General features: G+C 58.6%; 17 protein-coding genes and 1 other RNA gene. 11 read left to right on the forward strand and 7 right to left on the reverse strand.

Going from position 1 to position 14,560, the window contains the following annotated elements; genetic code table 11:
• The gene (locus tag GS646_RS12055; RefSeq protein WP_171646612.1) at positions 1–843 is read left to right on the forward strand and encodes a DUF2182 domain-containing protein; all 843 of its coding nucleotides are present in this window, start codon (positions 1–3) and stop codon (positions 841–843) included.
• 67 nt (positions 844–910) lie between these two features.
• Positions 911–1,243, forward strand: coding sequence for a GYD domain-containing protein (locus GS646_RS12060; protein ID WP_171092518.1), 333 nt, complete (start codon positions 911–913; stop codon positions 1,241–1,243).
• A gap of 6 nt (positions 1,244–1,249) precedes the next feature.
• On the opposite strand, the gene rnpB is transcribed toward GS646_RS12060, so the two are convergent.
• The 5 genes from rnpB to gatC all read right to left on the reverse strand — a co-directional run bounded on the left by rnpB (position 1,250) and on the right by gatC (position 4,954).
• Positions 1,250–1,642, reverse strand: an RNA gene (gene rnpB / locus GS646_RS12065) — RNase P RNA component class A.
• A gap of 123 nt (positions 1,643–1,765) precedes the next feature.
• Positions 1,766–2,482 (reverse strand): N-acetylmuramoyl-L-alanine amidase, encoded by a 717-nt coding sequence (locus tag GS646_RS12070; RefSeq protein ID WP_171185124.1) that lies wholly within the window; start codon positions 2,480–2,482, stop codon positions 1,766–1,768.
• Positions 2,433–3,137 (reverse strand): hypothetical protein, encoded by a 705-nt coding sequence (locus GS646_RS12075; protein ID WP_171185126.1) that lies wholly within the window; start codon positions 3,135–3,137, stop codon positions 2,433–2,435. Before GS646_RS12075 ends, GS646_RS12070 begins: the two co-directional genes overlap by 50 nt.
• A gap of 38 nt (positions 3,138–3,175) precedes the next feature.
• Positions 3,176–4,663: an Asp-tRNA(Asn)/Glu-tRNA(Gln) amidotransferase subunit GatA gene (gene gatA, locus GS646_RS12080; protein WP_171185128.1), complete on the reverse strand. Its 1,488-nt coding sequence runs from the start codon at positions 4,661–4,663 to the stop codon at positions 3,176–3,178.
• A 3-nt stretch (positions 4,664–4,666) separates the two neighbouring features.
• Positions 4,667–4,954 carry an Asp-tRNA(Asn)/Glu-tRNA(Gln) amidotransferase subunit GatC gene (gene gatC, locus GS646_RS12085; protein WP_171092525.1) on the reverse strand — a complete coding sequence of 96 codons (288 nt, stop codon included), beginning with the start codon at positions 4,952–4,954 and terminating at the stop codon, positions 4,667–4,669.
• 228 nt (positions 4,955–5,182) lie between these two features.
• On the opposite strand from gatC, the gene GS646_RS12090 reads away from it, so the two are divergent.
• Both GS646_RS12090 and GS646_RS12095 read left to right on the forward strand, forming a co-directional pair.
• Positions 5,183–5,341, forward strand: a complete 159-nt coding sequence (locus tag GS646_RS12090; RefSeq protein WP_171092527.1) for a hypothetical protein — start codon at positions 5,183–5,185, stop codon at positions 5,339–5,341.
• A gap of 154 nt (positions 5,342–5,495) precedes the next feature.
• Complete coding sequence (locus GS646_RS12095) at positions 5,496–6,059, forward strand: DUF4202 domain-containing protein (protein WP_171185130.1); 564 nt, start codon at positions 5,496–5,498, stop codon at positions 6,057–6,059.
• 73 nt (positions 6,060–6,132) lie between these two features.
• On the opposite strand, the gene GS646_RS12100 is transcribed toward GS646_RS12095, so the two are convergent.
• Positions 6,133–6,804: a ceramidase domain-containing protein gene (locus GS646_RS12100; RefSeq protein ID WP_171185132.1), complete on the reverse strand. Its 672-nt coding sequence runs from the start codon at positions 6,802–6,804 to the stop codon at positions 6,133–6,135.
• 60 nt (positions 6,805–6,864) lie between these two features.
• Between GS646_RS12100 and GS646_RS12105 the strand changes: the two genes are divergently transcribed.
• Positions 6,865–7,557, forward strand: coding sequence for a metal-dependent hydrolase (locus tag GS646_RS12105; protein WP_171185134.1), 693 nt, complete (start codon positions 6,865–6,867; stop codon positions 7,555–7,557).
• Positions 7,558–7,565: 8 nt separating this feature from the next.
• On the opposite strand, the gene GS646_RS12110 is transcribed toward GS646_RS12105, so the two are convergent.
• Positions 7,566–8,030, reverse strand: a complete 465-nt coding sequence (locus tag GS646_RS12110) for a nucleoside deaminase (RefSeq protein ID WP_171185136.1) — start codon at positions 8,028–8,030, stop codon at positions 7,566–7,568.
• Positions 8,031–8,091: 61 nt separating this feature from the next.
• Between GS646_RS12110 and GS646_RS12115 the strand changes: the two genes are divergently transcribed.
• From GS646_RS12115 to GS646_RS12140, 6 genes are all read left to right on the forward strand, one after another.
• On the forward strand, positions 8,092–8,907 hold the full coding sequence (locus GS646_RS12115) for a pseudouridine synthase (RefSeq protein ID WP_253746349.1): 816 nt from the start codon (positions 8,092–8,094) through the stop codon (positions 8,905–8,907).
• A 175-nt stretch (positions 8,908–9,082) separates the two neighbouring features.
• Positions 9,083–9,997: a 5-bromo-4-chloroindolyl phosphate hydrolysis family protein gene (locus GS646_RS12120; protein WP_171646610.1), complete on the forward strand. Its 915-nt coding sequence runs from the start codon at positions 9,083–9,085 to the stop codon at positions 9,995–9,997.
• Positions 9,998–10,027: 30 nt separating this feature from the next.
• On the forward strand, positions 10,028–11,218 hold the full coding sequence (locus GS646_RS12125) for a toxic anion resistance protein (protein WP_171092540.1): 1,191 nt from the start codon (positions 10,028–10,030) through the stop codon (positions 11,216–11,218).
• 49 nt (positions 11,219–11,267) lie between these two features.
• A complete protein-coding gene (locus GS646_RS12130) occupies positions 11,268–12,188 on the forward strand; it encodes a DUF2927 domain-containing protein (RefSeq protein ID WP_371732108.1) in 921 nt (306 codons plus the stop codon).
• Between the two features lie 22 nt (positions 12,189–12,210).
• Positions 12,211–13,359: an SPFH domain-containing protein gene (locus tag GS646_RS12135; protein ID WP_171185142.1), complete on the forward strand. Its 1,149-nt coding sequence runs from the start codon at positions 12,211–12,213 to the stop codon at positions 13,357–13,359.
• A gap of 46 nt (positions 13,360–13,405) precedes the next feature.
• Complete coding sequence (locus GS646_RS12140; RefSeq protein WP_171646608.1) at positions 13,406–14,512, forward strand: TFIIB-type zinc finger domain-containing protein; 1,107 nt, start codon at positions 13,406–13,408, stop codon at positions 14,510–14,512.
• Positions 14,513–14,560: the final 48 nt, after the last annotated feature.

Raw genomic sequence — 14,560 nt, forward strand, 5'->3', positions numbered from 1 at the left:
ATGACAAGGCAACACTCCTCGCACCACGCCGGAGCCGTTGAACGGCTGTTGCGACAGGACACTGTGATCGTTTTGGGCAGCGTTCTGCTGATCGTTCTTGCTGCCGCGTGGTACACGGTGGCCGGGGTTGGCATGAATATGTCCGCAGTTGAAATGACGCGGATGGCGGGCCCGATTGGCGAGCCCATGACCATGGGTTCTGCCACAGCCTGGAGCATCGGTTACGCCCTGCTGATCTTTCTTATGTGGTGGGTCATGATGATTGCCATGATGACCCCAAGCGCTGCGCCTGCTGTGCTTTTGTTCACCGCGCTCAAGCGCGTAGGGCCAGACAAAGCGCGTGCCGCGACATTCAGCTTGTGCTTTCTGTCGGGCTATCTGGTGGCGTGGGCGGCCTTCAGTCTTGCCGCAACCGCCTTGCAATGGGGGTTAGAGCATATCGGACTGTCTGACGGTCCGATGATGGCAATAAGTTCCGGCGCCTTTGCAGGAATCGTTTTGCTGGCTGCGGGCGCCTATCAATTTTCGGAGCTGAAGACCGCGTGCCTGCGTCATTGCCAAAGCCCCGCCCGATTTCTGGCGGACCACAACCACCCCGGTCTTTTGGGGGCGTTCAGAACCGGCGGCCTGCATGGCACCTATTGCTTGGGGTGCTGCTGGGCTTTGATGCTGCTGCTGTTCGTCGGCGGCATCATGAACCTGTACTGGATCGTCGGCATTGCCGCCTATGTGGCGCTTGAAAAACTGCTCCCCACCGCCCGTTGGCTGGTTCCGGTCTCGGGTTTGGCACTGATCGGTGCAGGAGTTTGGTTAATCGCGGCCCCGTTTCTTACCGGCGGCTGACACCAATCGGCCCAAGGGGCCAGCCGATGCAATGGCCCCAATTGATTGTCAAAACTCGGAGGTTTCAATGCCCATTTTCATTACTTATGCATCTTACTCGCAAGCTGGCGTCAAAGGCATGTTGCAGAAGCCCGAGAACCGCACAGGCCCGGTCAAAACCTTGCTCGAGAAAGTCGGCGGCAGGTTGCTGTCTTTTTACATGACCACGGGTGGCAACGATGTTGTTGTGATCAGCGAAGCCCCCGACGGGACCGACGCCGTCGCAGTGGGCATGGCCGTTGCCGCGTCGGGTGCAGTGACGAATATCGAGACAGTCCGCGCCTGGACCGCGGATGAATTCGTCGCGGTCACCGAAAAAGCCGCCCGGCTGACCGGGGCTTACACGCCGCCCGGAGGGTAATTCAATACGCGCGGAGGGCCTGTAAGCCGGATCTTGTTCCGGGGTTACCCCCCTTCGATGACCATTCCTCTAGGCCGTGCATTGCTGCACGGCTCAAGCTGCCAACCCGGTCCCTCTCAGCCAAGACGCGCTTAGCGGTGGTATCGGCAGACGCCGACCATCCCGCGCGGGGACCCTATTTGGCATTGCTCCCGGTGGGGCTTGCCGTGCCGCCCCTGTTGCCAGCGGCGCGGTGGGCTCTTACCCCACCGTTTCACCCTTACCACATGTGTGGCGGTCTGATTTCTGTGGCGCTTTCCGTCGGGTTACCCCGCCCGGGAGTTACCCGGCACCGTTGTCTTGTGGAGTCCGGACTTTCCTCTCGGGCCTTGCGACCCCAGCGGCCATCCGGCCCTCCGCGCGGGGGATGGGTAGGCTTTGCGCCCTGCGACGTCAAGAGTGGAAAGCGGGGAAAGGGGCCAGCCCCTTCTTGGCCTGCGGCCAATTCAACCCCGAGGTATTTTTAGCCAGATGAAGAGCGGATCAGGTTATTGTGTTGGGCTGCGTTAGCGCATTCAAATCCGCAGTTTCAAGAGGGCCTTTTGCCCAAGGGCGAAACCGCAGCCGAACGGCAGCCAGCAGTTGAGTATCTTCCACCGGGGCAGTGAAACCTGCCCGTCGCGCGGCGGCGCGGAATGCCATCAGACTTGGTGGCGCTGACGGGACGTCTGAACCGCGCGGTTTTGCCAGAGCTTGCCGCTCTAGCCGTTGCCAATCAAAATGTGGACCGGGGTCTGATTTGCGACCCGGAGCCATGTCGGAATGGCCGATCACACCCGACGCCGAGATGGACCAGGTGTTCATGATCCGAGGTAGCAAAGTTTCGAGCGTCGTCATTTGTGGTTCGGAAAAAGGATGCAATCCTGTGTTATCCAATTCGATCCCGATCGACCGAGAATTTATGTCGTCCTTGCCATCCCACTCCCCTGCCCCAGCGTGCCATGCGCGGTCTTCTTCGCGCACCATCTGCCAAAGCGTTCCGTCATTGCCGATCAGGTAATGGGCTGAAACCTCGGCCTTCGGGTCACAGAGACGCTCCAGAGCTGCCTGGGCGCTGTCCATGGCTGTGTAGTGGATCACGATCAAAGACGGCGTTAGACCGTCTCGGCGTTCGCCGAAATTAGGCGACGGATGCCAAATGGGTGAGAGTTCAATTGTTGACGGCACTTCGGAACGGGCTTGGGTCCCAGCCGCAAGCATAGCCGTCTCCGTCCGGATCCAGCCCCTTGCGATCGCGCTGTGGTCCGCCATTTGACAGGAATTCTATCTGAGCCTGATCGGGGGATGGGAATTGCGCGCAGTTCCTCTGAGCCTTGGCTTGCAGGTTAAAACCTGCGCGGCTGTAGAGTTGTGTGCCGACCGGGTTCGAGGTGCTAAGGGCGTATTGCACAATGTTGGGCTGACCGCTTGCGTTGCGCTCTGGCACGGCGGTTGGGGCCACAACTTCGTAAGTTTGGCGGTTCTGCTCGATCCGCGCGGCATCGGATTCGATGCTGCGCCGTTCGGACACCGCAGCAAAGTCCTGCTCGTCGGAAATTGCGCTGTTGTTTGATGCCGGTGCTGCAGGCACAACGCCAGAGCCCTGCCCCGACGTGCTGGCCAAGGCTGCAGCGGCCTGATTGGCAATATCAGCGTTTTCACCGGTTGCGAAGCCTGCCGCACCGGGCGCGCCCAGCGGCTGCTCGGACACATCGACAGGAGCCAGCAGCGGGTTGCCTGCTGCGCCTTGCCCGGCCAACTGCGCCTCGCGCTGTGCCTGATACTCGGGCGTATTGAACCCGGTGCTGGTCAGAGGCGCGACATCGGTACAGGCCGCAACCAGCGTCAGGGCAGGGACCAAAAGCAAAACGCGCATCACTTGGCTCCGTATCTCGTGCTTCAGTTGCCTGAGGCTTACCACCATTTCCCGGGCTTGGCCACAAAACCAGCCGCGTTTTCCAGCGCATAGGCGGTGTTGAGCAGATCGCCTTCTTCCCACGGGCGTCCGATCAGCTGCAGACCTAGCGGAAGACCTTGTTTGTCGAGCCCTGCGGGCACCGAAATACCGGGCAAACCAGCCAGGTTAACGGTCACTGTGAAGACGTCGTTCAAATACATTTGAACGGGATCCGCTTCGGTCATTTCGCCCAGACCAAAGGCTGCCGAAGGGGTCGCCGGGGTCAAGATCGCGTCAACGTCTGCGGCGAAGACATCCTCGAAGTCTTTCTTGATCAGGGTACGGACGCGGCGCGCGCGGTTGTAGTAAGCATCGTAGAAACCTGCCGACAACACATAGGTACCGACCATCACGCGGCGCTGCACCTCGTGACCGAAACCTTCGGCGCGTGTCTTTTCGTACATCTCGGTGATGCCGTCGCCCTGTGCGAGCTGCGCGCGGTGACCGTAGCGAACACCGTCATAACGGGCTAGGTTCGAGGACGCCTCGGCCGGGGCAATCACATAATAGGCTGGCAGCGCGTATTTGGTGTGCGGCAGCGAGATATCGACGATCTCGGCCCCAGCAGCTTTCAGCATCTCAGCCCCTTCGGCCCAAAGCTTTTCAATCTCGCCTGGCATACCGTCCATGCGGTATTCCTTGGGGATACCGATTTTCTTACCCTTGATGTCGCCGGTCAGCATCGCCTCGAAATTCGGTACGGCCAACTCGGCGCTGGTGGAATCCTTGGGATCATGTCCGCACATGGCTTCGAGCATGATGGCGGCGTCGCGCACGTCTTTGGTCATCGGCCCAGCCTGATCCAGCGAGGATGCAAACGCAACGATGCCCCAGCGCGAGCAACGGCCATAGGTGGGTTTGATACCCGTGATGCCCACAAACGCGGCAGGCTGGCGGATCGAACCGCCCGTGTCAGTGCCGGTCGCGGCGAGGCACAGATCGGCCGCCACGGCAGAGGCTGACCCGCCCGACGATCCACCGGGTGTCAGTTGTGCATCATCATTGCCGCGTCGCCACGGGCTGACCGCATTGCCGTAGACAGAGGTTTCGTTGGACGAGCCCATGGCGAATTCGTCCATGTTCAGCTTGCCCAGCATCACCGCACCCGCATCGGCCAATTGCTGCGAGACAGTAGATTCGTATTCAGGCTTGAAGCCTTCAAGAATGCCCGATGCAGCTTGCGACGGTACGCCCTTAGTGCAGAACAGATCTTTGATGCCAATCGGCAGGCCGCACATCGACGGCGCGTCGCCACCCTTGATCCGCTCGTCCGCTGCTTTGGCACGCTCCAGCGCGATTTCGGGCGTCTTGTGGACAAAAGCGTTCAGCGCGTCAGCCTCATCAATGGCCTTCAGGCAGGATTCGGTCAGCTCAACCGAGGTCACGTCACCTTTGCGCAGCGCGTCGCGGGCCTCGGCAAGGCCCAGTTTGTTCAGATCGCTCATGTCTTACTCCACCACTTTGGGGACTGCGAAGAACCCTTCGCGCGCGTCGGGGGCATTGGCCAGAACCTTGTCCTGCTGGTTACCGTCGGTCACTTCGTCCTGACGACGCTTAAGGCGCATTGGCGTGACCGAAACCATCGGCTCAACCCCTTCGACATCCACTTCGTTCAGTTGCTCGATGAAACCCAGGATGGTGTTGAATTCGGATGCCAGCGCCGGCAGCGCGTCATCCTCGACCTTGATCCGGGCCAGTTTGGCCACTTTGGCGGCGGTGCTTTGGTCAATCGACATCGGCTTCCCTCATATACGTTATGGGGCGTTTACCCGTCTGTTGCGGCAGTCGCAAGACCACTGCGCCACGGGCGAGCCCGAGTTTCGAGCTCCGTGCCTTTGCCTGCCATTCAAATCTGAATGAGGGGTATACGAAAAAGTAAACTGATTAGTTCATTATCGACCTTGAAAACTGAACTGTACTGTTCATTTTATAAACAGCGACCCAACGCAAACCGGAGAAACAAAATGAAATCCCTGATCACAGCCGCAGTCTTGTCCGCCACGTTTTTGGCCGCGCCGGCCATGGCTTTGGGTATCGACACAAGCAACCTGACACGCACGTTGACCTTCCCGTCCCCTGTCGCGGAACCGGTCACGCAGGATCAGGTTAAACCTGCCAAATAAAGCGCAGGTCCTGGCCGGGTCGGACATCCCCTCTCTGACCCGGCCTTTTTGCATTTTCCAGGATGCGCATCCCACTGCAAGCCGTTAGCATGAGAGACAATATCCAAGACGGCTGCGAAACTTTCGTGGCGTAGGCAAGCCAGTGGAGCAAAATATGAGCGCGCAAAAGCAAGCGGTTCTGGACGCAATCGATGCAGCCAATGCACATGACCCCAACCTCGACGAGGGCCGACCCGAAGCGCTGCTTTACGGCGAACGCATGTCCGCCGAGTTGGACCGTTTGTTCCCGAACGCTTCTGACGCCCTTCAGATTGCAGCCCGTGGTCAGCATGTAGAGCGCTGGAAACTGGCCCGTAGTGAATATCCCCAAGGCCGGGCGGGTTATCTGGCCTGGCGCAAGGCGCAGGCCGTACATCACGCCGAAGTGGTCATGGGCTTGATGATCCGTGAAGGTTATGAATCAGACCAGGTCGAGGCCGCAGGGCGGATGTTGCGCAAACAGGGCATCAAGCGCGAAGAAGAGGTACAGGCACTGGAAGATGTGATCTGCTTTGTGTTCCTGAAATGGTATTTCCAGCCCTTTGCCGCGAAACACTCGGCTGAGAAAATCCAAAGCATCGTTGAAAAGACGGCCCGCAAGATGTCACCCGAGGGCCGCGCGCGGGTTTTGAATGAATTCGACTTGCCGGAAAAACTGGCCGCAGCTTTTCAGGATTGAGTCGGAACTGACGCAGTCTGGAACGCTCTTTTCTTACTTAGAGGACGATCGATAGGGACCGTCCCGTCGCCTTTCAGGCTTCAAGACCTGTTGCAAAGCGGCCCCGTATTAGGGCCGCGCGATACACTTCGATCATCCAACCCAGCATGATGGCATTCAGGATGTGCCACATGAAATGCGTGCCCAATGGCCACTGCCCGCAAACCGGCAAGTCCAGCGCACGGAAGGTGATTGAAAGGATCAGTATCAACGCTCCAACAGACATTCCTTTGGCAAGGACCGGGTCTCGGCCCCGCAGCAGTGTCGCATAGATCAGGATGAGCAGAGGAATCGGCGCATAGCCTGCCGATCCCCCCAACCCGGGAATAAGCTGAAACAGCGGAACGGTTGCTGCCGCGTAGGGAAAGAAAAGCAACGTCCCCCCGAAAGCCAATCCCGAAGACATCCGCCAGATGTTTTTGTTCACGGCAAAAATGTAAACCAGGATGAACAGAAGGATCGGAGCCACATCTGCCAGGGCCGCCCAGACTTGAGCATGCGTGTGAAACAGATAGCTGCCGATTCCGATCATCGCCAGAAGCGCAACAAGAACCATGGCGAGCGGCATGTCCTGATTGCGAACCCGCCTCCACATGATCCAAGCAGAAATCAGAAAAGCTGCGTTTGTAATCGCGTTTATTGGCTCTGCCCAATAGTCCGGAGACAGCCGTTCACAATAGCCATCAATTTCTCGAATCCAATCCATGGAAATTTACATAGCCGATGCTAGGCTGCTGCCAAGACACCATTTTGGAGGAAATTTGGAATGAACATTATTTGGCTGGGGCATGGTAGTTTCCGCATCGAAACCCGGGGACAGGTTCTATTGATTGACCCCTGGCTAACCGGCAATCCCGTTCTAGCGGAAGATCAGCACGACGCGGTGTTGGATGGGGCCACCCATATCCTTTTGACGCACACCCATTTTGACCATGTGGCTGATGTACTGCCTCTGGCCAAACACCTGAAAATCCCCGTCGTCGGTCAGTACGATCTGATGGGATACTGGAACGAAGCCGAAAGCATCGAGACCATCGGCTTCAACAAAGGCGGCACCGTCGATCTGAACGGGGTAAAGGTCACGATGGTTCCGGCGTCTCACAGCTCGACTTTTTCGACGCCAGACGGGCTGCGTACCGGCGGCAGTGAGGTTGGTTTCATGATCGCGGCCGAGGGGCACATGCTTTATGTCTCGGGCGACACGGACATCATGGCCGATATGGATTGGATGGGAGATTATTACAAACCCGACATCGGCATATTATCAGCTGGCGGGCATTTCACGATGGACATGAAGGCCACAGCCTACGCGGCCAAACGCTACTTCAACTTCAAAACGGTTATTCCGTGCCATTACAAGACCTTCCCGATCCTGGAACAATCGGCGCAGACGCTGATCGACGGGCTGCCAGAGGTCAACGTGATAGAGCCCGTAGTGATGCAGCCCATCAAACTGTAGGCCGGGCTTCAGCCCGGCACGTCTTTGCGGCGCGAAGCAAAGAAGTCTTTCAAAAGCTCTGCTGCTTCGTCACCGGCGATCCCATCGTAAATCTCGGGTACGTGATGCGCCTGCGGGTGTGAGAACACGCGCGCGCCATGCGCCACGCCCCCTGACTTGGGATCGGCCGCGCCGTAGTAAATTCGCCGTATGCGCGCGGCTGCCATGGCCGCTGCACACATCGCACAGGGTTCCAGCGTGACGTAGAGATCATGGTCCGGCAACCGCTCGGACCCTGCACGCGCGCATGCCTCCCGTAGGGTAAGAATTTCGGCATGCGCGGTTGGGTCGTTCAATTCGCGCGTCCGGTTTCCTGCCGCTGCAACAACGGAACCGTCCGGTCCGACGATAACGGCCCCTACTGGCACCTCGCCGCGATCCGCTGCCGCGCGTGCCTCGGCCAGAGCCTGATCCATATAAGATTTGAACATCATGCCCTTGACTGCATCAGAAACCTGCCTTTCGCAAGCGCGCGGGATGCGGTATGGGCCTGACATGAACAAGACCCCTCCTCCTGGCGACCGGATCGCCAAAGTTCTGGCCCGTGCTGGCATCGCATCGCGGCGTGAGGCTGAGCGCATGATCGAAGCAGGCCGTGTGGCCGTGAATGGCAAGATCATCGATAGCCCTGCCCTGAACGTCACGGCAAAAGACAAGATCGTTGTCGATGGCAAACCCGTCTCGGAACCCGAGCCCTCGCGCCTGTGGTTGTACCACAAGCCTGCGGGATTGGTGACAACCACGCGCGACGAAAAAGGCCGCGAAACGATTTTCGACAAGCTGCCCGAAGATATGCCGCGGGTTATGAGCGTCGGACGGCTTGACCTGAACTCCGAAGGATTGCTGCTGCTGACCAATGATGGCGGGATCAAGCGCAAGCTTGAACTGCCCTCGACCGGTTGGTTGCGCAAATATCGCGTGCGGGTGAATGGTCGACCAAAGGACGAAGATTTCGAACCACTGCGCAAAGGGTTAGTGATCGAAGGCGAGCGCTTTCAGCCGATGACCGTATCGCTGGATCGCCAGCAAGGGGCTAATGCCTGGCTGACCATTGGCCTACGGGAAGGCAAGAACCGCGAAATCCGCCGCGCGATGGAAGATATCGGCTTCACTGTGAACCGCCTGTTGCGCGTGTCTTACGGCCCGTTCCAATTGGGTAGCCTGAAGCAAGGCGAGGTTGAAGAGATCCGCCGCCGGGTGATGCGCGATCAACTTGGGCTGGACGGAGACGTGAAACCCGATGCCGCACCAAAACGCACTGCCCGACCGCAAAGAAAACGGGCACCAATCGGCAAGAAACCTCGCAAGTGATGCTGGTTCGACAACCTTCCCCCTAGCGCTAAGCCCTCGCATCCCCTAAATTTTCAGTGAATGCTGCTGTTTGGGGGGCGTGATGTCCGGAAGCGGAGTGCAAAAACTCGCCTACGCTGTCTTGTTGCTGCTGTTGCTTGGTGTCTGCACCGGCCTGCTTGGGGGGCTGTAGGCCATGGCAAAGCGGTTTGGCGGCAAGTACAGCCCGCAGGGCGATACCTCGGGCGATTCACCTCTGCCAAGGGGGCAATTTGACGGCGCACGGGTTGAACCTGCTGGTGCGCGGGCGAACCTTCTGTTTCTTCCGGCCATTCCTTTGGTGTTTTTGTCGCTGAACGATGGTGCGATCGGCATGACCATCGGGCTTATCGCAGCTGGTATCTTGACAGCTGCCGCGTTCCTGCTGCGCGAAGGTCTGCGGGCCGAAGCCGCATATAACGCCCGAAAGACCGCCCGACGGCCTGCTTTTCCGCGCAAGATATTTGCAAGCATTCTGACTGGTCTGGGTGCAGGACTTGCCACGTACAGGACCGAGTTTCTGGATGCAGAAACCGCCGCACAAGCCAGCTTGTTGGCCCCGGTGCTTTTTGGAGTGGCGGCAACCGTTCTGCACTCGGTCTCATTCGGCATTGATCCGATGAAAGACAAAGGCATGGAAGGGATCGACACCTTTCAACAAGACCGCGTGGCCCGCGTTGTCGATGATGCCGAGAAACATCTGTCTGAGATGACCGACGCCATCAAACGCGCAGGCGACCGCAGGGTCGAAGCCCGCGTCAAACGGTTTCAGGACACCGCGCGGGATCTGTTCCGCACGGTCGAAGAAGACCCCCGCGATCTGGCCGGTGCCAGAAAGTACCTGACTGTCTATCTGCAGGGCGCACGGGACGCGACCGTCAAGTTTGCTGACGTCTACGCCCGAACCCGCGATGCGCAGGCGCTTGCGGATTATTCTGCGCTGCTTGACGATCTGGAACAGAATTTCGCCGCGCGTACGCGCAAAATGCTATTGGATGACCGCAGTGATCTGACGGTTGAAATTGACGTGCTGCGCGAAAGGTTGCAGCGCGAGGGCGTCCGGTTGGACTGACCGGCCACTATTTGAGCGAGGAACATCCCCATGTCCGATGAGATCAAGAACAAGGCAGTTCAGGCCGAAACTCTGGTGCAGGAAGTCACAGCCGTAGCTTTGCCTGAACCTCAGGCCGAGGTCGTGTCGCTGGAAGACGCCGACGAACCCGTCAGTGCCGAAATCCGCAAGCGGATGGATGAAATCGACATGGGCAACACCAACTCGATCGTGTCTTTCGGATCGTCCGCACAGGCCGAACTGCAGGAAATCAGTCAGGCCATGCTGGCGGATGTGCGCAACAAGGATGTGGGCCCCGCCGGGGACAGCCTACGCAATATCGTCACCACGATACGAGGGTTCTCGGTCAGTGAACTGGACGTGCGCCGCGAACGCAGCTGGTGGGAAAAACTGCTGGGCAAGGCCGCGCCGTTTGCCAAGTTCACCGCCCAGTACGAAGAAGTTCAGGGCCAGATCGACCGCATAACCGACGACCTTCTGAGCCATGAGCATACGCTGCTGAAGGACATCAAATCGCTTGATCTGCTGTATGAAAAGACGCTGGGCTTTTATGACGAACTGGCACTGTATATCGCAGCAGGCGAGGAAAAGCTGACCGAATTGGACAGCCACGACATTCCCGAGAAAGAAGCCGAAGTTGAGGCCGCGCCCGAAGATCAACAGGTTATGAAAGCGCAAGAGCTGCGCGACATGCGTGCCGCGCGCGACGATCTGGAACGCCGGGTTCATGACCTGAAGCTGACCCGCCAAGTCACGATGCAGTCGCTGCCCTCAATCCGGTTGGTGCAGGAAAACGACAAGTCGCTGGTGACCAAGATCAACTCGACGCTGGTGAACACAGTTCCTCTGTGGGAAACCCAGCTGGCGCAAGCTGTCACCATCCAGCGCAGCGCCGAGGCTGCAGCCGCCGTACGTGACGCCAATGATCTGACAAACGAACTGCTGACCTCGAATGCAGCCAACCTGCGGGAATCCAACAAGATGATCCGCGAGGAAATGGAGCGCGGCGTGTTCGACATTGAAGCCGTCAAGCAGGCCAATGCTGACCTGATCGGAACTATCAACGAAAGCTTGGCGATTGCGGACGAAGGTAAAGCGAAACGCGCGGCGGCTGAGGTCGAATTGCAAAAGATGGAGACCGAATTGCGTGACACGCTGGCCGCTGCCAAAGCGCGCCGGGACGGGATTGGTGACAATTCCGGTACGTCGGTTCCTGGCTAAAGGCGGGATCCGCGTGCGGCGCTTCAACTCTCTGAAACTTGCGTTAGGGGTGACTTCGGTGTTGGCCTTGGCCAATTGCGATGAAACCCTGACATCCACTGTTGCGCCGCAACCCCGGCCCGAACCCGCACCGACAGCGGCTAATGCGTATGTACCGCCCTCTGCCGCCAGTCAGGATCTGGCGCGCTTCTACCAGCGGGTTGAACGCGACCTTCTGGTTCGGGGGCTGTTGCGTACAGATGGCGGCGGACCGGATACGCCCTATGATGCCGACGATCTGGCCCGTAACTTCGAAGCAATCGCGTTTTACAGCGAATATCCGACGCAGAGTGTTTCGATCGGTTCTCGCCAGACAGATGGGCAGCTGAGCCGTTGGTCCGGCCCCGTGCGCATCCAGACCGAGTTTGGCCCTTCGGTTTTGCCCGAAACGCGGACTAAGGACGCGGATCAGGTTCGCGTGTTCGCAGGCCGTCTGGCCGGTTTGACCCAGCACCCGATTTCGGTTGTGTCGCGCAACGCCAACTTCCATGTCTTTTTCGCAGGCAAGGACGACAGCGCCTATGTCGCGTCGCGCCTGAAGCAATTGATCCCGAATATCAGCCAGGCTTCGCTGGATCTTGTTGCCAACCCACGCGCCAATTTCGACTGTCTGGTCTTTGCCTCTGCGACCAGGGCGTCGCCCTACAAATATGTGCGTGCAGTCGCGTTGATCCGGGCCGAACTGACCGATCTGGTACGCCGCAGTTGTATTCACGAAGAGATTGCGCAGGGACTTGGTCTGTCCAATGACAGCCCCGCAGCACGGCCTTCGATTTTCAACGATGATGATGAGTTTGCGCTGCTGACCAGCCATGACGAGAAACTGTTGACGATGCTGTATGATCAGCGCCTGCAACCTGGTGTGGGCGTGGATGATGCGCGCCCCGTCGTACGTATTATTGCCCGCGAGTTAATGGGTCAGCCGCTCTGACCCCAAGGACAGGAGAACCCAAATGGGAATTTTCGATTTTCTGACCGGAGAATTCATTGACGTTATTCATTGGGTGGATGACACCCGTGATACGATGGTCTGGCGGTTTGAGCGTGAGGGGCACGAGATCAAGTACGGTGCCAAACTGACCGTGCGCGAAGGTCAGGCGGCAGTATTTGTGCATGAAGGGCAATTGGCCGACGTGTTTACGCCGGGTCTCTATATGCTTGAGACCAACAACATGCCCATCATGACCACCCTTCAGCATTGGGATCACGGCTTTCAGTCGCCGTTCAAATCCGAGATCTATTTCGTCAACACAACTCGGTTCAACGACCTGAAATGGGGCACCAAAAACCCGATCATGCTGCGCGACCCCGAGTTCGGGCCAACCCGTATTCGGGCCTATGGCACCTACACGGTGCGTGTAAAGGACCCAGCCAAGTTCCTTGTCGAAATCGTCGGGACAGACGGCGAATTCACAATGGATGAAATCAGCTTTCAGGTGCGCAATATCATCGTGCAGGAGTTCAGCCGCGTCATCTCGGGCTCAGGCATTCCAGTGCTGGACATGGCCGCAAACACCGCCGATTTGGGCAAGCTGATCGCTGCCGAAGTTTCGCCGGTCTTGGACAGCTATGGGCTGGAAATGCCGGAATTTTACATTGAAAACATCTCGCTGCCGCCTGCGGTCGAGGCAGCGCTGGATAAGCGGACCTCGATGGGGTTGGCGGGCGATCTGGGCAAGTTCACGCAGTATTCAGCAGCAGAAGCGATGACAGCGGCAGCCAACAATCCGGGTCAAGGCGGCGGCATGGGTGCTGGTCTTGGCATGGGTATGGGCATGGCGATGGCACAGCAAATGTCGAACATGGCAGCGGGCCAGCCGAGCGGCCCGTGGGGATCGCCCGCCCCCGCTGCCCCACAACCAGCAGCACACGCGGCACCGCCTCCGCCACCACCTGTCGAGCATGTGTGGCATATCGCCGTGGATGGTCAGACAAGTGGGCCGTTTTCCAAAGCCAAGATGGGACGCATGGCCAGCGAAGGCGAACTGACACGTGACACATATGTCTGGACCGCAGGACAAGACGGTTGGAAAAAGGCAGGCGACGTGCAGGAACTTGCGCAGTTGTTCACAATCCTGCCGCCTCCTCCGCCTGGAACGTGAACAAACACGGTCTTCCTTCCTATTCATCATGACCACCGGGTAATTCATGACACACGTCACCGCCCCTGACCCGACCGAACACCGTTTCCCCTGCGACCAGTGTGGCGCTGACTACCGGTTCAACCCTGGTGATGGTACCTTAACCTGTGATCATTGCGGGCATTCCGAGCCGATCAGTGCCGGGCCGTGGGGCGGTGCAAGTCTGCGAGAGCTGGACTTTGACGCCGCCATCGCTGACCGCCTGCCGGACAGCGAGATCGAGGAAACCCGCGTTCTGTCCTGCCCAAACTGTGCCGCGCAGGTGGAGTTCGACCCGAACACGCATGCAGCAGAATGCCCGTTTTGCGCCACACCAGTCGTGACAGATACCGGGATCAACCGGCATATCAAACCAAAAGGCGTATTGCCTTTTGCATTCGACGAACGATCAGCCCACAAGGCGATGGGCGATTGGTTGGGGCGATTGTGGTTCGCACCAAACGGGTTGAAGGAATATGCACGCAAAGGGCGCAAGATGCAGGGTATTTACGTGCCCTATTGGACCTTCGACGCCGACACCAAGTCTTCGTATCGCGGCGAACGCGGCACTGTCTATTATGAAACCCGCACCGTAATGCGAGACGGCAAGCGGGTTCAGCAACAAGTGCCAAAGGTACGCTGGACCCCCAAGTCCGGCCGCGTCGCGCGGTTTTTTGACGACGTGTTGGTGTTGGCCTCCAAATCGCTTCCAAAACGCTACACCGACGCGCTGGAGCCCTGGGATCTGCCCGCGCTGGAACCTTATCAGCCCGAATACCTGGCCGGTTTCCGTGCTGAAGCCTACAGCGTTGAACTGCGGGAAGGATACGCCGAAGCCCGCGCCCATATGGCGCGCGTAATTGAACGGGACGTTCGTTTTGACATCGGCGGGGACCGTCAGCGCATTCATGCGGTCGATACAGATGTGCGTGATGTCACGTTCAAGCATATCCTTCTGCCGGTTTGGATGGCCGCCTATAAATACCGCGGCCAGACCTACCGATTTGTGGTCAATGGCCGGACCGGACGGGTTCAAGGCGAACGTCCTTGGTCAGCGATCAAAATCACCATCGCTGTTGTACTAGGTTTGTTGGTGGCTGCGGGTGTCGGGTATTTGGCGGCCACCGGGCAATAGTCGGACCTGCGGACAGGCTTGTGCATCGGGCAAAGCCCGGTCATGTTC

The sequence above is a fragment of the Ruegeria sp. HKCCD4315 genome, assembly GCF_013112245.1.
GTDB lineage: Bacteria > Pseudomonadota > Alphaproteobacteria > Rhodobacterales > Rhodobacteraceae > Ruegeria.